This window comes from Actinoplanes sp. NPDC021490 (genome assembly GCF_055562135.1).
In genome coordinates this window covers 103,985-124,548 of record NZ_JBVHFW010000026.1, presented here as the reverse complement: position 1 = coordinate 124,548, position 20,564 = coordinate 103,985, and the positions used below count along the sequence as shown (strand labels likewise).

General features: G+C 71.0%; 16 protein-coding genes. 7 read left to right on the top strand and 9 right to left on the bottom strand.

The window, feature by feature from the left end; translation table 11 throughout:
* Positions 1–9: 9 nt before the first annotated feature.
* Positions 10–1,569, bottom strand: a complete 1,560-nt coding sequence (locus ACZ3I4_RS45130) for an alpha/beta fold hydrolase (RefSeq protein WP_465388327.1) — start codon at positions 1,567–1,569, stop codon at positions 10–12.
* Between the two features lie 375 nt (positions 1,570–1,944).
* On the opposite strand from ACZ3I4_RS45130, the gene ACZ3I4_RS45125 reads away from it, so the two are divergent.
* Complete coding sequence (locus ACZ3I4_RS45125) at positions 1,945–3,156, top strand: hypothetical protein (protein ID WP_465388326.1); 1,212 nt, start codon at positions 1,945–1,947, stop codon at positions 3,154–3,156.
* Here ACZ3I4_RS45125 and ACZ3I4_RS45120 read toward each other — a convergent pair.
* Both ACZ3I4_RS45120 and ACZ3I4_RS45115 read right to left on the bottom strand, forming a co-directional pair.
* Positions 3,153–3,602 (bottom strand): YdeI/OmpD-associated family protein, encoded by a 450-nt coding sequence (locus tag ACZ3I4_RS45120; protein ID WP_465388325.1) that lies wholly within the window; start codon positions 3,600–3,602, stop codon positions 3,153–3,155. The genes ACZ3I4_RS45125 and ACZ3I4_RS45120 overlap by 4 nt on opposite strands.
* Positions 3,603–3,607: 5 nt before the next feature.
* Positions 3,608–5,422 carry a penicillin acylase family protein gene (locus ACZ3I4_RS45115; protein ID WP_465388324.1) on the bottom strand — a complete coding sequence of 605 codons (1,815 nt, stop codon included), beginning with the start codon at positions 5,420–5,422 and terminating at the stop codon, positions 3,608–3,610.
* A gap of 729 nt (positions 5,423–6,151) precedes the next feature.
* Here ACZ3I4_RS45115 and ACZ3I4_RS45110 point away from each other — a divergent pair.
* Entirely contained in the window at positions 6,152–6,538 is a 387-nt protein-coding gene (locus ACZ3I4_RS45110) for an OsmC family protein (RefSeq protein ID WP_465388323.1), read from the top strand.
* The gene (locus tag ACZ3I4_RS45105) at positions 6,531–6,836 is read left to right on the top strand and encodes a hypothetical protein (protein ID WP_465388322.1); all 306 of its coding nucleotides are present in this window, start codon (positions 6,531–6,533) and stop codon (positions 6,834–6,836) included. The genes ACZ3I4_RS45110 and ACZ3I4_RS45105 overlap by 8 nt, the downstream gene beginning before the upstream one ends.
* On the opposite strand, the gene ACZ3I4_RS45100 is transcribed toward ACZ3I4_RS45105, so the two are convergent.
* Positions 6,833–7,870, bottom strand: coding sequence for a WD40/YVTN/BNR-like repeat-containing protein (locus ACZ3I4_RS45100; RefSeq protein WP_465388321.1), 1,038 nt, complete (start codon positions 7,868–7,870; stop codon positions 6,833–6,835). The genes ACZ3I4_RS45105 and ACZ3I4_RS45100 overlap by 4 nt on opposite strands.
* An 83-nt stretch (positions 7,871–7,953) precedes the next feature.
* On the opposite strand from ACZ3I4_RS45100, the gene ACZ3I4_RS45095 reads away from it, so the two are divergent.
* Positions 7,954–8,505, top strand: a complete 552-nt coding sequence (locus ACZ3I4_RS45095) for an antibiotic biosynthesis monooxygenase (RefSeq protein ID WP_465388320.1) — start codon at positions 7,954–7,956, stop codon at positions 8,503–8,505.
* Here the strand turns inward: ACZ3I4_RS45095 and ACZ3I4_RS45090 are convergent.
* From ACZ3I4_RS45090 to ACZ3I4_RS45075, 4 genes are all read right to left on the bottom strand, one after another.
* Positions 8,444–9,652 (bottom strand): MFS transporter, encoded by a 1,209-nt coding sequence (locus tag ACZ3I4_RS45090; protein WP_465388319.1) that lies wholly within the window; start codon positions 9,650–9,652, stop codon positions 8,444–8,446. The two genes, ACZ3I4_RS45095 and ACZ3I4_RS45090, sit on opposite strands and share 62 nt — an antisense overlap.
* A gap of 69 nt (positions 9,653–9,721) precedes the next feature.
* Positions 9,722–10,693: a non-homologous end-joining DNA ligase gene (gene ligD, locus ACZ3I4_RS45085; protein WP_465388318.1), complete on the bottom strand. Its 972-nt coding sequence runs from the start codon at positions 10,691–10,693 to the stop codon at positions 9,722–9,724.
* A gap of 9 nt (positions 10,694–10,702) precedes the next feature.
* Positions 10,703–12,436, bottom strand: a complete 1,734-nt coding sequence (locus tag ACZ3I4_RS45080) for an acyl-CoA dehydrogenase (protein WP_465388317.1) — start codon at positions 12,434–12,436, stop codon at positions 10,703–10,705.
* Between the two features lie 45 nt (positions 12,437–12,481).
* On the bottom strand, positions 12,482–14,416 hold the full coding sequence (locus ACZ3I4_RS45075; protein WP_465388316.1) for an amylosucrase: 1,935 nt from the start codon (positions 14,414–14,416) through the stop codon (positions 12,482–12,484).
* Positions 14,417–14,487: 71 nt separating this feature from the next.
* Here ACZ3I4_RS45075 and ACZ3I4_RS45070 point away from each other — a divergent pair, with 71 nt between their 5' ends.
* Genes ACZ3I4_RS45070 through ACZ3I4_RS45060 form a run of 3 tightly spaced genes read left to right on the top strand, consistent with a single transcriptional unit; the run spans position 14,488 to position 18,452 of the window.
* Positions 14,488–16,182: an alpha/beta hydrolase gene (locus tag ACZ3I4_RS45070; protein ID WP_465388315.1), complete on the top strand. Its 1,695-nt coding sequence runs from the start codon at positions 14,488–14,490 to the stop codon at positions 16,180–16,182.
* Between the two features lie 48 nt (positions 16,183–16,230).
* Positions 16,231–17,343, top strand: a complete 1,113-nt coding sequence (locus tag ACZ3I4_RS45065; protein WP_465388314.1) for a hypothetical protein — start codon at positions 16,231–16,233, stop codon at positions 17,341–17,343.
* Positions 17,340–18,452, top strand: coding sequence for a hypothetical protein (locus ACZ3I4_RS45060; RefSeq protein WP_465388313.1), 1,113 nt, complete (start codon positions 17,340–17,342; stop codon positions 18,450–18,452). The genes ACZ3I4_RS45065 and ACZ3I4_RS45060 overlap by 4 nt, the downstream gene beginning before the upstream one ends.
* A gap of 702 nt (positions 18,453–19,154) precedes the next feature.
* Here ACZ3I4_RS45060 and ACZ3I4_RS45055 read toward each other — a convergent pair.
* Positions 19,155–20,555 (bottom strand): NF041680 family putative transposase, encoded by a 1,401-nt coding sequence (locus ACZ3I4_RS45055; RefSeq protein ID WP_465388312.1) that lies wholly within the window; start codon positions 20,553–20,555, stop codon positions 19,155–19,157.
* Positions 20,556–20,564 lie beyond the last annotated feature (9 nt).

Here is a 20,564-nt window from a genome sequence, read left to right as displayed (position 1 = left end):
CGGCACTCGTCAGTCGGCGATCAGCACCGAATCGGGGCGGATCGTCGCGACCGGCGGCCGCTGCTTCGCGGTGGCCGCCTTCGTGGTGGCCGAGGCCGCGGGCAGCGGCTCGGTGAACGGCTGAGCGGCGTCGGTGCAGGTCTTACCGTCCTGCGGGGCCGTGCCGGTCAGCAGATAGTTGTCGATCGTCGTGGTCGCGCAGACCCCGGAGCCGTACGCGGTGTGACCCCAGTTGTTGCTGGAGAGCAGGCTCGCGTTGGGCGCCAGCGCACGCGAGGACACGGCGCCGCGGTAGTTGGTCGCCGGGTCCCAGAAGTTGCCGACGATCAGGAACTTGGCGGCGGTGCGGTTGGTGAACGGCCCGGTGTACGCGTTGGGATCGCGCACGGTCCAGGTCTTGTTCGCACACTGGCTGTCGATCCAGCCCCACGAGCGGCCGAAGTACTTGGCCTCACGCTCGCGGCGGTCGACGGCGGCCGGCCACGAGGACGCGTCGGCCGGGTGCTTGCCGTCGGTGCAGATCACCGTGCTGCCCGCCTCGAACCCGTTCTCGTACGGGAAGTCGTACGCCCGGGAGGCCTTGGCCGCGTTGACCCGCCGGAGCAGAGGCGCGGTCGTGCCACCCTCCTGCGCGGTGGCGACCTCGTCGGCCAGCTGGGTGACCCCGGCGCCGGCGTCGGTGCTGTAGAGCGTGCCCAGGACCGCGCTGATGAAGATCGCGTACGTCACCTGAATGGTGCCGCCGGCCCCGTCGGGGAACTCGATCGGGTCGGTCTTGAGCCGGTTCGCGACCTGGTCGAAGTGCTTGACCGGGTCACCCTCGGCGAAGACGCACCGCGACTCGCCCGCCTTGTCGCAGCGGACCAGGATCTCGTGCAGCGCCTTGTATGCCCCGTCGCTGGAGCGCAGCCGCTGGTCGAGGATCTGCCGGGTGTTGCCGACCCAGGCGGTCGGGTCGAGCACGCCGTCGACGACCAGGGCCCGGAAACGTTCCGGGAACATGTTGGCGTAGTACTGGCCCAGGGCGCTGCCGTAGCTGAAGCCCAGATAGTTCAGCTTCTTGTCGCCGACCGCCCGGCGCACGACGTCCATGTCGCGCGCGACCTCGGCCGTGGAGGCGTGGGCGGTGAGCGGCCGGCCCGTGGTCGAGCAGGCCCGGCCCAGCTTCTTGGAGCCGGTGACGTAGTCGCGTTCCTCGGCGGCGGTGACGGGGAACGGCACGTTCATGAGGTTGAGCACCTCGGTCTGCGCCTTGACCGACGGGAAGCACTTGACCTGCTCGCTGGCGCCGATGCCGCGCGGGTCGACGCCGACGACGTCGAACCGTTCGAGCAGGGCGTCGCTGAGGAACTCGGGCGCGGCCAGCGCGAACGACGTCGCCGAGCCGCCCGGACCTCCGGGGTTGACGAACAGGCTGCCGATGCGCTTGGCCTGGTTCTTGGCCTTGACCCGCAGCACGGCGATCTCGGTGGTCTTGCCCTTGGGCTTGCGGTAGTCGAGCGGCAGGCGCACGGTGGCGCACTCGGCGATCTCGTAACACTTGTACCAGTCGAGCTTCGGCGTAGGCACTGCGTCGACGAGCCGAGCTTCCGATGGAGCGCGACCGGCGGAGGCGGGAGCGGCGCCGGCGAAAGCCGCGCCGATCACGAGGGAGCCGGCAAGCGCCGTGGTCAGTAGTCGGTGCGTTCGTGGCATACGGACGGCCCTTCTGACGATGGGGTCACGGCGGCAGTGCCGCGACCCCAGGCATTGTAGAGAGTCGATGCACGCAGAGTGATCATGCTCGATCGGGTTCGGCCCAGAAGTCCGTTACGCGGCCAGGACCAGCCTCACGAGGTCACCGTTGGTGATCCCCCGTCCGGTCCGACCTTTTTCGCGGGCGGCCATGCCCCCGGCACACGAGGGGGGTGTGACCACCCCGGCGGCATTTGGCACAGTGGACGGATGCGCACCGATGTCGACCTGCCCGCACCGGGACTGATCTGGACCCGCTGGGCGACACTGTCCGCCGCGCTGACCGGCATCGGCTACCCCGACGTCTGGTTCGTCGACGACAGCGGGGCCCACCGCGACGACCACGGCGGCAGCTGGGCCCGGCTGGCGCTGGTCGACGGCGCCCGCGCGGTGCTGTTCGGCTACGACCGCGATCACAGCTCCACGGCCGAGGCCGATCCGCCGATCGACCTGCTCACCGACGCGCCCGAGTGGGTGCCCTGGGACGACCTGACCGCGCTGGCCGAGTCCGACCGGCTGGGCTTCGTGGTGTGGCACGCCGAGGGCCGATGGTCGCGCACCCGCTATCGCGACGGGCTGAGCGACGGCCTCGTGCAGACCGCCGGCCCGGTGCTGAGCAACGAGAACACGCTGCACGAACTGGCCGAGATCATCACCGAGTGGGGGCAGCACGACCTGGGCACGCCGGACGAGCGCGACGAGGTGCGCAGCGCGAGCGAGGACCTGCTGATCGCGGCCATCCGGGGCGAGGTCACCGGCGCGGCATTCGAACGGCTGCTCGGCCGGCTCACCGCGCCCGAACTCGACCTGCGGGCCGCGCTGTTCGCGGCCGGTCGGGGCGGCATCACCGCGGGCACCCGGCCGCCGCGCATCCCGGCCGGCGTCCGCCCCCCGATGCGCCGGGTGCGCCGGCTCAGCCAGGGCGAGCACGATCGCCTGGTCTGGGCGGCCATGCACGACGCCGTCGAGCTCAACCGGCCCGAGCCGCCGGAGACGGCCGAGCTCGAGTCGCTGGCCGCGTGGATGCGCGACCGCTCACCGCAGAACGACGGGCGGTGCACGGTGCTCGCCTTCGCCGACGCCACCAGCCTCAGCACGCAGGCCGGCAAGCATCCGCCGGCCGACCGTACGGGCGAGAACCGGTTCGGCTCCTTCCAGGAGGTCAGCGATCTGCTGCGGGGGCTGCGGCGGGCCGAGTCCGATCCCCGGTACGGGCGATGGCTGTTCATCCGGGTGCAGACGACCGCGACCGGCATCCTCGTCGAACGCCGGTACGACTCCTGGCCCCAGTGGTGGGCCGACGACGGCGTCTCGGGCCCGTGGCGCACCAACCTGCAGGAAGAGATGAACAGCCGGGCCCCGCAGTGGCGACCGGCCTGGGTGCGGCTGCTCGACTCCGAGGTGGCGTACCGGCCGGTCTAGCGCGCCTTACCCGACGCGAGCAGGGCCAGCGACTTGGCCAGGCGCCGCTCCCGGGTCTCGGCGGTCTTGGCCGAGGTGAGCTGGTCGACGTGGTAGCGCTGGTTCGAGAACGACAGGGTGGCCCAGAAATCCCGGGCGGCGGGGTCGGCGTCGAGGGCGGCGCGCAGATCATCGGGCACCTCGACCTCGCGCTTCGCGGTGTCCAGTTCCACATCGACGTCGTACGTCTCGCCGCCGCTCACGCCGGCCGCCTCGCGACGCTCCGCGCTGACGCCCAGCCAGTAACTGCCGCCCATCTTGGCGATCGCCGAGCGGAACGTGAAGCCGTTGACGACCACGGTGACCTTGGGTCGGCCGCCCCCGCCGAGCTCGGTGACGACCTCGCCGGGCACCTCGAAACCGGTGGTCGTGCCGCCCGTACGCCGCAGCTCCGCCCGAAACCTCATGGGCGTCAGCCTAACGGCTCCTCGATCAGCGCGGACCAGTCCGTGACCAGCGGAATCAGCTCGCCGTGCTGCCACAGCGGCAGCTGGTCGGCGAAGTGCGGCGAGGCCGGGTCGCCGGACGCCCCGAACGGCACGATCCAGCGGCTGAGCTGCCGGTCGGCGATGTTCCAGACGTAGCGGGCGACCGGGCCGCGCGAGCACCGGTCGGTCACACCCGGGATGCTGTTGAGGCAGAGCACCGAGTCGCGTTCGCCGCCGAGCTCGGTGCGCGGGATCTCGGCGGTCAGCCCCGGAAGCCGTACGGGATCAAGAAGGTGTCTGGCACCCCAGGGGCCCGACTCGATCGTGGCCGGAACGACCAGTTCCCCGGCGGTGAGCCCGAGCCCGGCCAGCACGCCGTCGAGCATCCCGCCGATCCGCATCCGCGGGTCGGTCCAGCCGTCGAACAGCGGGTCGAACCCGTGCGGCTGCATGAGCGGCTTGAGCGCCGGGTGTTCGTGCAGGCGCCGCGCCACCTCGGTCCGCCACGCCGCGTGCTTGCCCGCCTCGACGCTCGCCGCGGGCATCGGCGTGTCCATGTGGATCCGCTGCGCGGGCACTCCCTGGTCGATCAGCTCCCGGATCCGCCGCGCCCGGGTCTTCGAGGCGAAGGCGTTCCCGTACGGCTCGGTGTCCGGCCGCCGGTCGTTGGCGTTCACGGCGACACCGGTCACCTCCAGGCGCGTCATCGGCACGTATCCGCCCGCCCACGCGTGCGTCTGATCCCACGCCGGCACCGGCACACGGCCGTTGCGATCATCCCGTACGGGGACCTTGCCCACCGTGAGCTGCAGGGCGCGGCCTGTGGTGTCGGCGGTCAGGATGCTGTTGACCGGCTCCACCCAGCGCTCGAGGGCGGCGGCGACGTCATCCACGGTGGACGCGTGCAGCAGCGGCAGCAGCGCTGAGAAGCCGAGATCGAGATCGGCGCGGGCCGGCGTGCGCAGGCTCAGAGCGGTGTCGATCATCGGGCCGCGCGCCGTCTCGATCACCTCGACCAGTTCGCTGCCTCCCCCGCGTACGGGAATGGTCTCGGTGTGCACCCGGACCGGCTCCCACCCGTGCGGGCCCCACGCCTGCAGACCCGACGCCGTGCGGCGCAGCTCCTCGACGAAGAGATCCTGATAGTCGGCCATCGCGTTGGTGACCGCCCACGCGACGCCGCCGGTGTGCCCGAAATGCTGCACGCCCGGCACACCGGCGAAGGTCAGGCCGGCCACGTCGAACTCCGGGCAGGCCAGCCGGATCTGCTGATAGACGCCGGGCAGCTCAATCAGCCGGTGCGGGTCGCCGGCGATCTCACCCGGCACATGCCAGGCGTTGCTGCCGGAACTGCCCGCGAGATCGCCGTCGGCCAGGAACCAGCCGACGGCGTGCGGGCCGAGGGTGCGTTCGACGTGCGAGTTCCACAGCTTGGACGGGAAGCTGGCGAACATGATGTGCCGGGCCAGAAACACCCCGAGCGACGACCACGGGTGCCAGGTGACACCGCCGGCGCGGACCCCTTCCGCGTACGCCCGCAGCCACTCCCGCGTGCGCGGATCGAGCTTGGCGAACGCGCGGCGGGCGGTGTCGTCGATCCGGGCCCGCCGGGCGAACCTGTCCCAGCCCAGCCCCTGCGGACCGACCATCTCGGCCAGCAGCCCCTCGGAACGCCGCCGCTCCACCTCGATCTGGTCGCCGCGGTCGGCCGCGGTCACCCGCCCCTGCAGAAAGGCCAGCTCATCCACCGAGTCGGCCCGCAGATGCGGAACCCCGTACCCGTCCCGAAAAACCCGCATCCCTCATCCTTACCGACGGCCGCCACTCAGAGCGAACCGCTCGTCAGCTCCCGCCGCGAAGGCGCCGGGTTCCACGTCGTGATCGTCTGGCCGTAAGCCGCATAGCCGACAAACGTGGCCGAGTCCTCGCGCATTGCGCCGTCGTTGATCGCAAAGCCCAGCTACGCCCGTCCGGCATGCCTTCCCGTCTCTGTCCTGCTGCTGCCCTGCGTCCGCCCGGGCCGGCCCGTCGGTCCTGTCGCGCGGCGGGCGCGGTGGCGGTTTCGGCTGGTGCGCCGTCCCGCTTGCCGTAGCGCCGTCGCGCCTGCCGCAGCGCCATCCCGCCCGCGGTAGCGCCGTCGCGCCCGCCGCAGCGCCCACCCGCCCGCCGTAGCGCCATCCCGCCCGCCGCAGCGCCGTCGCACCCGCGGTAGCGCCGACCGCCTGCCCGTAGCGCCGTCCCGCCTGCCGTAGCGCCGTCGCGCCCGCGGTAGCGCCGCCGTCCCGCCTGCCCGTAGTGCCGACCCTCCCGCCGTAACGCCGTCCCGCCTGCTGCCGTAACGCCATCTCGCCCGCCGTAGCACAGTTCGGCCGGCTGCGCGGGCCTGTCCACAGTCCGAGGTTGTCCACAGGGCACCCCGCGAAGATCGGCCAAACCCGTCACACTTCCGGCGAGGCGGTGGCCCCCAGGGAGGGCGGGTCTGTGCGGGGCCCCGGGAGCATGATCGTCGAGGTGGAGAGGGGCTGCGGGTGGACGGGTTTGTGGTCGTGGTGGGGGCCGGGTCTTTCCGGGCCGTGGAGGGCGTCCGGTTCGGGCATCGGTGGACCGAGGAGGGGGTCAGCGTCGAGGCGGAGTTCACCGGCGCCCACCTGCTGCATCTGGCCGCGGCGGGGTGTGTGCTCAACGATCTTTATCGCGAGGCGGCCGAGATGGGGCTCCGGCTGGACGGGGTCCGGGTCACGGCGTCGGGCGGGTTCGACGTGGGGAGCTGGGCTTCGACCGGGATCGCGTACGAGGTGGAGCTGGACTCGCAGGCCTCGGCGGAGGAGCGGGCCGCTCTGCTCGAGCGGGTGGACCGGGTGGCCGAGATTCCGCGGGCCATCCGGGCGGGCGCGCCGGTGATGCGGCGTGAGTGAGACGTGGCGGCTGCATCGGCGGGCGGACGGGTGGCTGCTGGCCGAGCTGGTGGTGACCGGTGGCGACTTTCCGTGGCTTCATGCCCGCGTGGAGGGCCGCGACGGGCTAAACGAGGTGCGGCCGCTCTTCGCCGAGCAGCTGCGGCTGATGGACGACGACGAGGATTTCGACCCGGCCTACGAGAGGGTGCGGGACGTCGTGACCCTCCGCAATCCGCAGGGTCACGACGTTCCGGAGTTTCTGCTTCACCTCGATGGCGGCGAGGCGTGGTGGCGCTGGAGCGACGAACGTTTCTAGCGGGTCAGCTTGGCGACGCGGCCCTTTTCGCCGGAGGCCCAGCAGGCGCCGCTCGTGGTGCATTCGACGGCGTCGAAGCTGCCGGTGTCGAACCGCTTCCAGGTGCGGCCGCCGTCGTACGAGACGTCGCTGCCCGTGGGGCCGACGGCCAGCGCGGTGCGGCCGCGCCAGGCCGAGCCGGAGCGGTATTCGCCGGGGGCCTGGGCCGCGACGGTCCACGTGCGGCCGCGCAGGTAGGCGGCGCCGTCGGGGGCGGCGGTGGGGGTCACGTAGTCGCCGCCGACGGCGATCGCCTGGCCGGAGGGGCGCAGGGCCAGGCTGTAGATGCCGGCGCTGGCGCCGCTGGGAACCGGAGTGCTGGTGACCGACCAGGAACGGCCGAAGTCACGGGATGTGAAGACACGCGCGGAGGAGCCGCCGCCGGTCGCGAACATGGCCTTGCCGCCGGCCGAGACCAGGCAGGTGCCGCTGGCCGCGAACGCGAACTCGCCGGCCAGCGCGTCGGGCATGCCGGCCGGGGACTGCACCTGCCAGGTGCGGCCGCCGTCGCGGGTGGCGAGGATGCGGAACTTGCCGTCGACCGGGTCGGACAGGGCCAGCCCGTGCCACCGGTCGAGGAACGTCATGCAGTCGTAGAAGGCGGCCGGGTCCTCGTTGCGGAACGTCTCGGTCCAGGTGCGGCCGCCGTCCGAGGTGGCGTAGACGCGCGAGTCCGGGCCGTTGCCGATGGTCAGGGCCACGGCGTGCCGGGCGTCGAACGCCTCGATGTCGCGGAATTCGAGCGCCGAGGCGTCGGCCGGGCCGACCGACGACCAGGTGCGGCCGGCGTCGACCGTCCGCAGGATGGTGCCGGCCGACCCGGCGACCCACGCGGTCGAACCGCTGACCGGGGCCAGGCCGCGGAACCGGGCCTCGGTGCCGGTGGGGGTGAGCTTCCAGCCGAGGTCGTGACCGCCGGCCTGGGCGGGCGACGGTGTCACGGCGAGCAGGGCGACCGTGGCCACGGCCATCGACAACTTTCGCTGCAAGGTCATGAGCCGGAACTTACCGCGTGAGCCACGGCACGGAAACCGGAAGCGCCGCCTGCCGGAAACGGCGGGATACCACAATGTGAGACATGCAGTCTCCCGCCGTGACCGTCGCGATCACCCGTCGCGCCGATCCCTCCCGCAACGCCGAGATGATCGCCTGGGTGAACGCGGGCACCACGCTGGCCGAGGACTTCCCGGGTTTCCTCGGCACCGGCTGGGTGCGGCCCGACCAGCGGTCCCACGAGTGGCACATGCTCTACCGGTTCGCCGACGAGGCGTCGCTGCGCAACTGGGAGGAATCCCCGCAGCGGCGCTGGTGGCTGTCGTCGGCCGAGGCCTTCGTCGAGCACACGCGCACGGAACGGCGTACGGGAATCGAGGGTTGGTTCGAACCGCCCCGTGACCGCGAAATCAGCGAGGCCGCCCCGAAGCCGCCGCCGCGCTGGAAGCAGGCCGTGACCATCTGGCTCGGCTTCTTCCCGGTGAGCCTGCTGGCCGCCGTGACCCTCAACCACCTGCTGGTCGACCTGAACGTCGTGCTGCGCACGCTGATCAGCACCCTCTGCCTGACCCCGGTCATGACCTATCTGGTGCTGCCCCAGGTGACAAGGCTGCTCCAGCCCTGGTTACGCCGCTGAGGACCATCAGCAGCGGGGACAGCAGGGTTCCGGCCGCGGTGACCAGCAGAACCGTGCGCAGCTCCCAGGTGGTGGCCAGGTAACCACCCAGCAGGGAGCCGAACGGGGTGAAGCCCATGCCGGCGAACATGATCGTGGCGGCGACCCGGCCCTGCATCGCGTCGGGGGTGACGGACTGGCGGATGGCCATGACGGTCACGTTGACGATCTGGCCGAAGGTGCCGCAGACCAGGTTGATCGCGATCAGCGCGGCCAGGGTGAGCGGGCCGTCGCCATGCACCGCGGGCACGAACAGAAGCACACCGTCGCCGATCACCGCCGACAGCACGAGCACCCGCGCCGACCCGAACCGGGCGGCCAGCACCGACCCGATCAGGGCGCCCGGCCCGGTGGCGGCCAGCGCCAGGCCCGTCTCGGCGCCCGACAGGCCCAGATCGCGGGGCAGGAACAGCAGGTAGGCGGTCATCGTGGCGGCCAGGAAGAACTGAAACGCGGCCGAGGCCAGGCAGATCGCCCGCAGCAGCGGGTGGCCGGCCACGAAACGGACGCCCAGTTCACGCCGGGTCCGCGGCGGCAGGGGTTCACGGCGGCGGATGCGGATGAGGAAGCCGAACGAGACCGCGAAGAACAGCGCCGACGCGGCGGCGGCGAACGGACCGGGGAGCAGGGACGTCAGGGTGCCGCCCAGGGCGGGGCCGCCCATCTGGGCCGCGGACCGGCTGCCCTCCAGCGCGCCGGTGGCCGGCAGCAGGTGGTCGCGGCCGACGAGGCGTACGACGGAGGCCTGATAGGCCACGTCGAAGAACACCGACAGGAGGCCGATCACGAACGCGGCGACGATCAGCAGCGGCGGGCCGAGAAAGGCCAGGAGGGTGACCGCGGCAAGGGTGAGCGCCCGGCCCAAGTCGGCGAAAGCCATGACCGTACGGGTTCGCCGGCGGTCCACCCACACACCGGCGACCAGGGCCAGCAGCAGAGGCGCCTGCCCGGCCGCGCGCAGGACGCCGAGCTCGGTCGCGCTGACGCCGTAGGAGAGGACGGCGAGCAGCGGCAGGATCACCAGGCTCGAATGCTCACCGAGTTGAGAGGTGGTCTGGCCGGCCCAGAGCCGGCGGAAGTCGGAGTCTTGCCAGAGGGAAGAGGGCACAGTGGCCCCTTGATCGCAGGAAAGCACACGAGGACGAAAGTCAGCGCGTGCGGTTGCGACCGGGCATCCTCAGCTCCCTGTGGGGTCGGCCGGGCCCTCGAGGCCGGCCTTCTCGTCTCGTTCGGCCCATTCGAGCAGCTGCTCGAGCGAATGGTGCTTGTCGTCGATCATGGCGTGCAGGTCGCCGAGCGTGGCGAAGCGGGCCGGAACGGTCTTGATGGTGAAGTCGCGCGGGTCGGCGTCGGGGATCTCGTCCCAGGTGACCGGGGTCGAGACCGTGGCCGTCGGCACGCCGCGCACCGAATAGGCGCTGGCGATCGTGTGGTCGCGGGCGTTCTGGTTGTAGTCGACGAACAGTTTCGATGGGTCGCGGTCCTTGCGCCACCAGGTGGTGGTCACGTCGTCGGGGGCCCGGCGCTCCACCTCGCGGGCGAAGGCGAGCGCGGCCCGGCGTACGTCGGAAAAGCCCCACCGCGGCTCGATGCGCACATAAATGTGGAGGCCGCGGCCGCCGGAGGTCTTCGGATAGCCGGTGATGCCGAGGTCGTCGAGCACGGCGCGGGCGACCCCGGCCACGCTGCGCACCCGGTCGTACGAGCAGTCGGGCATGGGGTCGAGGTCGATGCGCCACTCGTCGGGCTTCTCGGTGTCGGCGCGGCGCGAGTTCCACGGGTGGAATTCGACGGTCGACATCTGCACGGCCCAGATGACGTCGGCCGGCTTGGTCACGCACAGCTCGTCGGCATGGCGGTTGTAACGCGGGAACTTCACCCGCACGGTCTCGAGCCAGGGCGGCGCGCCGTGCGGCACCCGCTTCTGGTGCACCTTTTCGCCGGCCAGCCCGTCCGGGAAGCGGTGCAGCATGCACGGGCGCTCCCGCAGCGCCCGCACGATGCCGTCAGCCACCGACAGGTAGTAGCTGGCCAGGTCGAGCTTGGTCAGCCCGAGTTCCGGAAAGTAGATCCGGTCGGGGTTCGACACGCGCACGGTGAGGTCGCCGACCTCGATCTCGGTCGCCGGGCTCTTGCTCGAAGAGGCCATGCGATCAACTTAACCGAGAACCGTGTCGTCGAGGTCGGCCAGCAGCGTGTCCCCGGAGTCGAGCAGGTCGAGCAGGGGGCCGATGCGCGGCAGCTCGTGGGTGACGAAGTACCGCGCGGCCAGGCGCTTGCCGTCGTAGAACGCGCCCTCCCGGCCGGCCGCCGCGTTGAGCTGCGAGAGCCAGAGCCAGGCGATCACGAGGTGGCCGGTGGCCTCGAGATAGGCCGTCGAGTTGGCCAGCGCCGAGGTCGGGTCGCCCGCGGCCCACAGCTTGCGCGTGGTCGTGGCCAGGCGGTCGCACAGGGCGATCACCGGCTGGCCCAGTTCGGCCGGCGCGGCCAGGGCGGTGGTCACGATGCGCCCGATCAGCAGTTGCAGCCCGGCCCCGCCGCGCATGATCACCTTGCGGCCGAGCAGGTCGAGGCCCTGGATGCCGTCGGTACCTTCGTGAATCGAGTTGAGGCGGTTGTCGCGGTAGAACTGCTCGACCGGATATTCGCGGGTGTAGCCGTAGCCGCCGTGCACCTGGATCGCGTGATCGTTGGCCAGCCGGCACCACTGCGACGGCCACGCCTTGACGATCGGCGTCAGCACGTCGAGGAGCAGGTCGTTCTCGTCGGAGGGCTCGTCGAGCAACTTCGAGGCGTAGAGGATCAGAGCCATGCCCCCTTCCACGTACGTCTTGGAGGCGAGCAGCATGCGCCGGACATCCGGGTGCCGCACGATCGGCACGGCCGGCGCGGCCGGGTCCTTGTCGGCCACCGGGCGGCCCTGGGTGCGCTCGCGCGCGTAGTCGAGGGCGTGCAGGTAGCCGGTGTAGCCCAGGGCCACCGCGCCCGAGCCGACCCCGATCCGGGCCTCGTTCATCATGTGGAACATGTAGGCCAGGCCCTTGCCCTCCTCCCCCACCAGATAGCCGGTGGCGTCGTCGAAGGAGAGCACGGCGTTGGTCGTGCCGCGGTAGCCCATCTTGTGGTTGAGCCCGGCCAGCGACACCCCGTTGCGCTCGCCGACCGTGCCGTCGGGCTCGATGTGGTGCTTGGGCACGATGAACAGCGACAGCCCCTTGACCCCGGCCGGCGCCCCGGCCGCGCGGGCCAGCACCAGATGCACGATCGTCTCGCTGAGCTCGTGGTCGCCGCCCGAGATCCACATCTTCGAGCCGGTGACCCGGTAGCTGCCGTCGCCGGCCGGGGTGGCCCGGGTCATCACGTCGGCCAGCGCGGAGCCGGCCTGCGGCTCGGAGAGACACATCGTGCCGGTGAAGCGGCCCTCGAGCATCGGCCGCACATAGGTGTCGATCTGCGACGGGGAGCCGTACGTCAGGAGCAGGCTCGCGTTGCCCGCCGTGAGCAGCGGATAGGACGAGGTGGCGAGGTTGGCCGCCTGCAACCAGACGAAACAGGCCCGGGCCACCACGTGCGGCAGCTGCAGACCACCGACCTCGGCATCCATCGCGGCGCTGAGCAGGCCGGTCTCGTTGAAGACCTTGAGCGCCGCCGCGACCTCGGGGATGACCTGCACCCGTACGCCGTCGAAGGTGGGCTCCTCGAGGTCGGACCGGCGGTTGTGCGGGGCGAAGTCGCGCTCGGCGATCTGGGCCGAGACGTCGAGGAACGCGTCGAACGTCTCGCGCGAGTGGTCGGCGAACCTCTCCTTGGACGTGAGCGCCTCGACGTCGAGCCACTCGTAGAGCAGGAAGTCAAGGTCGCGACGCGAAAGGATCTTGGACACCGCCGGCACCGCCGTTCTCTCGAAGGAGGGGTCAGGGTCCCAGTGTGCCCTCTCTCAGCGCTCGATCAGCCACACGAACCCCAGAGCGGGCAGATGCGCACGACCTTCCCGTACGACCAGAGGGCCGTCGCTGCTCAGGGCGGTCTCGAGCCAGCCGTAGTGACCGATCGCGGCGGCCTCGACGGTCTGCGGCTGTTCGCTGAAGTTGGCCAGCCCGAGGAACGTCCCGCTGCGCGGATGCCGGCGCCGCCAGGCGAACACGTGGCCGTTGTCGACGCCGACGATCGCGGTCTCGCCCCCGCCGCGCAGCGCGAGCAGGTCCTTGCGCGCCCCGATCAGTTCACGCAGCCCGGCGAACACCCGGCCCTCGAGCGTCGACGGGTCGTGCCGGCGGGCCGCGGCGGCCCAGTCCATGTGCGGGCGGTGCATCCAGCGGTTGTCGTCCCGCAACGCCTCGTCCCGCAGATAGGCGTCGTCGTTGCGCAGGCCGAGCTCGTCACCCATGTAGATCAGCGGGATGCCGCCGTACGCGAACGCCACGGCATGGAGCAGAAGCAGCCTCCGTACGCCCGTCGGCCAGCTCGCCGGGTCCTCGGTGATCCCGCACAGGGAAGCGGCCGAGCCCGAGATGCGGGCATCACCGGTGTCCGGATTCTCCTGAAAGAGCGCTCCCCGGGCGTACGAGGAAACGAACTTGCCGCTGAAGAACGAGTTGAGGAAGTTGCGGTGGTTCCACCAGTCCCAGCCCACCGCCGACGCGTCCTCGGCACTGATCGCCCAGCCGATGTCGTCGTGCCCGCGCACGTAGCTCACCCACGACGCCTCGGCCGGGATCGGCTTCATCCGCGCCAGCGACTGGGCCATCAGCCGCGCGTCCTTGGTCGCCAGGCTGCTCCAGAGCATGACCATGAGCTGGTTGTGATAGGCCAGCTCGCACTCGGGCCGGTACCGGTCGTGGCCGCCGAGATAGGGCACGAGGTCGTCCGGGGCCACGATCGCCTCGGCCTTGAAGATCACGCCCGGGGCGGCCGTCCGGGTCAGCGCGTGCAGCGCCTGCACGATCCGGTGCACCTCGGGCTGGTTGAGGCAGGTGGTGCCGAGTCGCTTCCACAGGAACGGGACCGCGTCGAGGCGGAAGACGTCGACGCCCCGGTTGGCCAGCCACAGGATCGTCTCGAGCATGGCCCGGAAGACGTGCGGATTGGCCCAGTTGAGGTCCCACTGGTAGCTCCAGAACGTGGTCCAGACCCAGCGGTCGCCGAAGAGCGTGAACGAGCCCGGCGCGCGGTCGGGAAAGACCGGCACGATCGTCCGCTCGTACGCGTCGGGCACCCCGCGGTCGGGGAAGGACATGTAGAAGTCCGCGTACGCCGGGTCGCCCGCCCGCCAGGCCTCGGCCCACGGATGTTCCTGGGCGGTGTGGTTGAGCACGAGGTCGACGCAGAGGCTCATGTCCTTCTCGTGCAGGCGGCCCGCGAGCGTGCTCAGGTCGTCCATCGTGCCCAGCCGGGGATCGACCGCGCGGTAGTCGGCCACCGCGTAGCCGCCGTCGTTCTCGCCCTCGCGCGGCCGGAGCAGCGGCATCAGATGCAGATAGGTGACACCCAACTCGTCCAGGTAGTCCAGATAGTCGGGGTTCTCGGCCACCGCACGAAGCGACCCGGCGAACCGGTCGGCATAACAGACGTACCCGACCTGCCGCGCCCGCTGATACCAGCGCGGATCGATCTCCCGGCGCCGATCGAGCTCGCGCAGTGCGGCCGGACGCTCGGCCGCCGCGTCCAGGGCCGTTCTCACCAGGTCGTTCAGCGGGACCGTGCCGTAAACGATCTCCAACGGCTCGTAGATGTCGAGGAGCGACGTCTCGATCCGGGCCAGGAAGGCAAGAGCCTCCGATCGACCCAGCCGCTCAGTGGCATCGGCTGTCAATGATGGAAGCAGGGCCTCGAACGCGCTTGCGGCCCGGGTGCGAACGGAAGATCCTGCCATCGGGTCAACGTAACCGCCGGTGGGGCTGGGGTCACGCATATCGACGGCCGTGACGGGAGCAGGGGGAGCGCATGCGCAAACTGGTCGCCGCCCCCCTGATACCGGCGCAGCGCCGGGTCGCCGCCGTCGTCGCCGCCCCGACCGTGGTTGGCAGCCGCAAGGTCATGCGCTGCGGCCTCAGCGTGACCGGCGTCGGGCTGTGCGCCATCTTCTACTGCCTCACCTACACCCCGTCCCTGCTGCCGAGGCCCTGGTTTCTGCAAGGCGTCGTGGCCGGTCTGACCGCCGCTTTCGGGTACGCCGGAGGCACGGCCATCGGGGCGGTGGTGCGCCTGCGATGGTGGCCGTCGCGCCGGGTCGAGCGGATCGCCTGGCGCATGCTCCTCGTCCTGGTACCGCCGCTGATCCTGCTCTTCCTCTGGCTGGGCACCCGCTGGCAGCGCGACCTGCGGCTGCGCCTGGGCATGCCGCCCCAGCAGGAGTACGACTTGATGCGCACGGCCGGCATCAGCATCCTGACCTTCGGCGTCCTGCTGCTGCTGGCCCGCTGCCTGCGCCTGGCCGCCCACGGCTTCGCCCGCCTGTTCGGGCGGCTGGTGCCCGAGTCGGCGGCGTACTGCGCGGGCTTCGTTGTGGTCACCCTGCTCAGCTACACCGCCTTCGACGGCCTGCTGGTCGGCAACCTCTACACCAGCGCCGACCGTTCGGCCGCGATCACCGACAGCGGGACGGGCGACGGCGTCGTGCAACCGGCTTCGGCGCTGCGCTCGGGCAGCCGGGGCTCGCTGGTGACCTGGGACTCGCTCGGCCGCCAGGGCCGCAACTTCGTGACGAAGGCGCCCCCGGTGGCCGCGCTGGCCGAGTTCACCGGCCGGGCGGCGTTCGACCCGATCCGCATCTACGCCGGGCTCTCCTCGGCCGGGTCGGCCGAGGACCGCGCCGCGCTGGTGGTGCGCGAGATGGACCGTACGCAGGCCTGGGACCGCTCGGTGATCGCGGTGTTCACGCCGACCGGCACCGGCTGGGTCGACAACGACGTGCCGAGCTCGCTCGAATACATGTACTCGGGCCACACGGCGCTGGTGTCGATGCAGTACAGCTATCTGCCGAGCTGGATCTCGTTCGCCGTCGACCGGTCCAAGGTGGTCGAGGCCGCCTCGGCCCTGATCACCGCCGTCCGGGAGCGCTGGGTCCAGATGCCGGCCGGCCACCGTCCCAAGCTGCTCATCTTCGGCGAGAGCCTGGGCACGTACGGGACCGAGAAGACCTTCGGCACGGCGTCCGCGATGGTCGAGGGGGCCGACGGGATCCTGCTCGAGGGACCGATGTTCGCCAATCCCGTGCACCGCGAGCTGACCGCGGGCCGCGCCGCCGGTTCGCCGGTGTGGGACCCGTCGTACCCCGGACTGCCCGTCGAGTTCTCGTCGGAGGCGCACGAGCTGCGCGGCCTGTCCGGCCCGCCGCGCAAGGTCGTCTACATGCAGAACTCCTCCGACCCGGTCGTCTGGTGGAGCCCGAGCCTGCTGTGGCACAAGCCGGAGTGGCTTCAGGGCACCCGCGGCCCCGACGTCACCCCCGACATGCACTGGTACCCGGTGATCACGTTCTGGCAGACGACGGTCGACCTGCTGTTCGCCAACAAGGCCCCGATCGGCCACGGCCACGTCTACAAGTCCGGCGCCGTCGACGGCTGGGCCGCCCTGGCCCCACCTCCCGGCTGGACCGTGGCCGACACCCTGCGCCTGCGCGCCCTGCTCGACAACTGAGGCGAATTTGCTGTCGACAGGCGGCGCCGGTGATGCGATCTTGTGCGGATGATGGAGAGCGCACGCCGGGAGCTGGCTCGCATGCGCCAGTCGGTGGAGGCGTGGCCGGAGCTGCGGTACGAGCACGGAACCGACGACGAGGGATACGACTGCGACGGGAACGAGGCCCGGCGCGCGGCGGTGCTGTGGGCCCTGCAGTACGACCGGCGGCCGGACGATCTCCCGCTGCTGCGCTGGCTGGCCGGGCAGGAGGCCGTGTGCCGGGCCGAGGCGCCGTTCCAGGGCGTGACTGAGCAGACCGAGCTGGCCGGCTTCCTGCTCGCCGAGCACCGGCAGGCCCAGGACGTCTGGCTGCAGTGGGAGATCAAGCAGGCGAACTTCGACACCTGGTGCGGCTACGACATCGAGCACGTGTTCGCCGCCGGGGTTCAGGAGACCCTCGATTTCGTACGCGGCAGCGACCACCCGGAACGCGACTCGCTGCTGGAACGGATTGTGCTGGAGGACGGCCGCCCGGAGAGGTCCGAGGAGGAGGTGGCCGAGTGGGCGAACGGCCGGCGGTCCGATTTCCCCGACGACCCGGACGCCGAGGACCCGCTCACCTGGGTCGGGCGCGCCAAACTGGCCGGTGACCGGGAACTGGCCCGTCAGCTGCTGGACCGATGGGCGTCCGAGGCCCCGCGGGACCAGTCCACGTTGGGCGTGCTCCGCTACGAGCTGGCCGATCTCGGAGCCTACGCCGAGGCGGCCGCCGCCCAGCGGGAAAGTCTGCCGTTCGCCGCGAACCCCTGGGACTCCGCGTCGGCGTGGCAGACCCTGGCCGAGCTGGAACGTCAGGCCGGCCACTACGAAGCGGCCCGGTCAGCTCTGCGCGAGTGCGGCCGAGCCCTGCGTGACGTGGACGGCTGGCGGCGGGTCGGCCTGGGCCGAAGCTACGTCGAGGAGCTGTTCCGCCTGGCCGGCGCCGGGGGCGGCAAACTGGCCGCCGAAGCGTTCGCCGAAGCCGACCGCGAAGCGCCCGGCGTCCCGAACCTGCCCCTGGTCGTCCTGCAGGCCGCCGCCGACGCGGCCGGCAAGCTCGGCGACCGCCGGCGGGCCGAGCATTACGAGCGGCTCCGGGCCGCCGAACAGCGAAGCATCGAGGAGGGCGGGGCCCGGTGAAGGTCCTGCTCGACGGCCCGGTCCGGACCGGCTACGGCCAGATCCTCCTCGTCGGAGGTGATGAGATCGACCTCTCGCCCGAGGAGGCGTTCCGGGAGCAGGAGAACGGGCTGTGCGGCGCGGCCGTAGCCGGCGCCTTGTTCCTGACGACAGGTCTGCGCTTCGGCGTTGTGGGCTTGCGCGTGGAGTTGCACGCCGGCGAGCCGCCACCCGACGAGACCTGGGAGGAGGTGGTCGAGGTCTCGTTCCGGCAGCGCCGCAACCGGATCCGGGTCGCGGAACTGGACGGCGACGGCTACCCGTTGCGGCTGACGCGAGGCGTTTACCGGGTGCGTTACGCCGCCCGCGGAATGGACGCCGGCCGCGAGGAGGATCAGCGGTACGAGGGCGAGCCGGTTGACCAGTACCTGCTGCAGTTCTGGCCCGGCCCGGCGGCCCCGGACCGGATCGTGCGAAGGACCAGCGATGCGGCCACCTACTGGCACCGGGAGAACCGCGGACGAGCGCTGCCGGCCGAGAATCAGGAAGCCGAGGACCGCCAACTGACGGCCGCGGCGGAACGCTACTTTCGCCAGCAGTACGGCGGCGTCCTGCCCAATGCGCGACTGCGGGCCGTGGACGGGTACACCGCGGCAATGGTCTTGATCGACCGCGACCTGTTGCTGACCCTGTCCGAGCTCGAGGACATCGTTCTGCGCGAGATCGCACGCTGGTGCGCGTGGCAGGCCCTCGACGTAGCCGGTCTCACCGACCACCGGGTGGTCGCCGAGGCCGTCACGGCATTGCGCGCCGGCCGGAGGCCTCCGGCGCCTTTCGACGGCATGGACGACTGGCACTCGGTGGCCGGCGAGGTGACTGAGCGCACGCGCGTGCCGTTCCTGGCGGTCCTCAATGCGGATCCCCGGGGCGAGCAACCGAGCCGGGAGCTGTACGCGCTGTCGGCGCTGGATTGCTCCTCCATCGAAGACCCGCTCGCGGCCGCGGTCGCCTCAGTGGACATGACGGTGACCGCGTTCGGGTCCGACGGCTACGCCCGGTTCCTGGCCGGCCTGCGCGACAGGTTCCTGGGGGCGGCTCAGCATGGCAACGGCACCGGACGGAGTGAGTAGCCGCGGCCGTCGTCGTGCCGGTCTGCTCGTGTCTGGGGTTCACAATCGACGTTATATTTGCATTCGGGACGTCCGCCGAGCAATTTATTGGGCGGTATTTGGCATGATCGAATACTGATGTGGCGCAGATTTGGTGCGAGATAATGATGCATGGCGCAGATGTCGTTGTTCGGTCGGGCTGAGATCGCAGCAATGCGTGATCGCACGGCGGCGCGTAATTATTCTGCCAGCCGGGACGAATTTCGGCGGGAGCATGAGAGGCACCGTGCTTGGGGGCTGCGACGGCGCCACGCAGAGAAATTGCAACGTGTGCGGGGCGGCGGTGGGGCGGTGCCTGTCGTGGCCGCTGCTTGCGACGACTCGGGGCGGCTTTCGACTTCGGCGGTGCCTGGTTCTGCTGCCGGGAACCGGGGGTCTGCGACCTCGCGGCCCGCGTCGCCCGTTGGGGGTGGGCGGTCCGCGTCACCGGCTGCGTCCTTGCCTGCCCGGGTTCCGGCCTCAGTCCCGGTCCCGAAGTCAGCCCCGGCCTCAGTCCCGGCCGCGGCGCCAGTCCCGGTCGCAGTCCCGGTCCCAGCCCTGGTCTCGGCTCCAGTCCCGGTCCAGGTCGCGGTCTCAGCCCCAGTCCCAGTCCCGGTCTCAGCCCCAGTCCCGGTTCAGGTCGCGGTCTCAGCCCCAGTCCCGGTCGCGGCCTCAGCTTCGCGTTTAACGTGGATTTCGCTGGTTCGGGGTCTTGACCTGGTTTTTCTTGAGGGCGGGATGGCGTTGGGCGGGCGTGGATCGGGAGCCTTTGGGGCGTCCCGGCCCTGGCCGGGTGGGTTTCGGGTGGCTGGCCGGGCTGCCGATCAGGGGTAGTAGATGACTGAAACCTTGCCGGACGCGACCGGGTGTGAGCGCGTGGGAAGGCTGGCGTGGTTGCCAGGGCAGCCGGTGGTCGCCGACCAGGTCGCGGGCCAGGCGGAGCTGGGTGAGTGCGGCGATGATGAGCCAGGTCCACCGGTCGGCTTGTTCCGGGGTGCGGAGTTTCGGGGTGGTCCAGCCCAGGACTTGTTTGGTGAAGCGGAACGTGTGCTCGATGTCGAAACGGCGCAGGTAGGCCCGCCAGACCCGGTCGAGGTTCAACGCGGCTGGGTCTTCGCCGTGCCACCACAGCCACACCGTTTTCGGTTCCCGGTCACGGCGTCCGGGTAGCCGCGAGACATGCAACCGGATCAGGGTGCCCTCGACGATGGACAAGGCTCCACCAGGTTCGCGGTAGGTGCGCTGCTTGGGATGCAATTGATGCCAGGCGGCCACGCTCACCTGACCGTAGACCTCGTCGAAAAGTTCGAGGGTGGTGTCCGAGACCGGCCAGGTCGACGAATCCGCGCAGGCGAAACGGGCGCCGTGCCGGCGAGGCGCACCGCCGCGAGGGCCGGGTGAGCGTGACGGTGGGCGGGCGAAGAACACGCGATCATCACGGACCCTGACCACGAGTTGGACGTTCGCGCCGGCCAGCTCGACGGTCACCTGAACCGGGTCGTAGCCGCCGTCGAAGGCGAACAACGCCGGCATCGGCAGCGGCCCGAGCCTGGGCAGTAGCTGCCGGATCTGCTGCGTGGCCACCACGTTCGCGTTCTCGCCGACCAACACGCGCCGGGAATCCAGCGGCGCGGTCCACGAGTCGGCGCCGGCTGACAACGCGACCAGCCATGAATAGCACCAGCCCGCCACGATCGGCTGCCCCGCCGAGTGCCGTGACGGGTGGTAGTAGAAGCCGCGCTGTGGTGAGCACTCGGCGTCGCTGCGCATCCACACCGTAGTGTCCACGGCGAAGTCCGGTTGCCAGCGCTGCGGCCGGGCCGCGGCGAACAGATCACGCAGCATGTCAGCGTCGATCCGGCCCGCGGCCACCGCGGCATAGCCGGCGCCGTGCCCGCGCCGGGCACCCGGCGCCAAACTCAGATAGGCAACTCCACCGACGGTGATCGGGGTGCACAGCCCGTCGATCAAGTCGAACAACGCGTCCGCCCGCGCGGTGAAGCAGTCGTACACCTCGCCCCGGAAACGGTGAAGTTCACCCTTGTCAGCCCACCCAGCCTGCGCCACACTACGAACAACGGCCACCTGATCCTC

What these genes read in the sequence shown, in the direction of transcription:
- ACZ3I4_RS45115 (WP_465388324.1), bottom strand. Translation starts at nt 5,422, where the DNA reads ATGCGGGTTTTTCGGGACGGGTACGGGGTTCCGCATCTGCGGGCCGAC.
- ACZ3I4_RS45070 (WP_465388315.1), top strand. Translation starts at nt 14,488, where the DNA reads ATGCGCAAACTGGTCGCCGCCCCCCTGATACCGGCGCAGCGCCGGGTC.
- ACZ3I4_RS45065 (WP_465388314.1), top strand. Translation starts at nt 16,231, where the DNA reads ATGATGGAGAGCGCACGCCGGGAGCTGGCTCGCATGCGCCAGTCGGTG.
- ACZ3I4_RS45125 (WP_465388326.1), top strand. Translation starts at nt 1,945, where the DNA reads ATGCGCACCGATGTCGACCTGCCCGCACCGGGACTGATCTGGACCCGC.
- ACZ3I4_RS45120 (WP_465388325.1), bottom strand. Translation starts at nt 3,602, where the DNA reads ATGAGGTTTCGGGCGGAGCTGCGGCGTACGGGCGGCACGACCACCGGT.
- ACZ3I4_RS45075 (WP_465388316.1), bottom strand. Translation starts at nt 14,416, where the DNA reads ATGGCAGGATCTTCCGTTCGCACCCGGGCCGCAAGCGCGTTCGAGGCC.
- ligD (WP_465388318.1), bottom strand. Translation starts at nt 10,693, where the DNA reads ATGGCCTCTTCGAGCAAGAGCCCGGCGACCGAGATCGAGGTCGGCGAC.
- ACZ3I4_RS45095 (WP_465388320.1), top strand. Translation starts at nt 7,954, where the DNA reads ATGCAGTCTCCCGCCGTGACCGTCGCGATCACCCGTCGCGCCGATCCC.
- ACZ3I4_RS45100 (WP_465388321.1), bottom strand. Translation starts at nt 7,870, where the DNA reads ATGACCTTGCAGCGAAAGTTGTCGATGGCCGTGGCCACGGTCGCCCTG.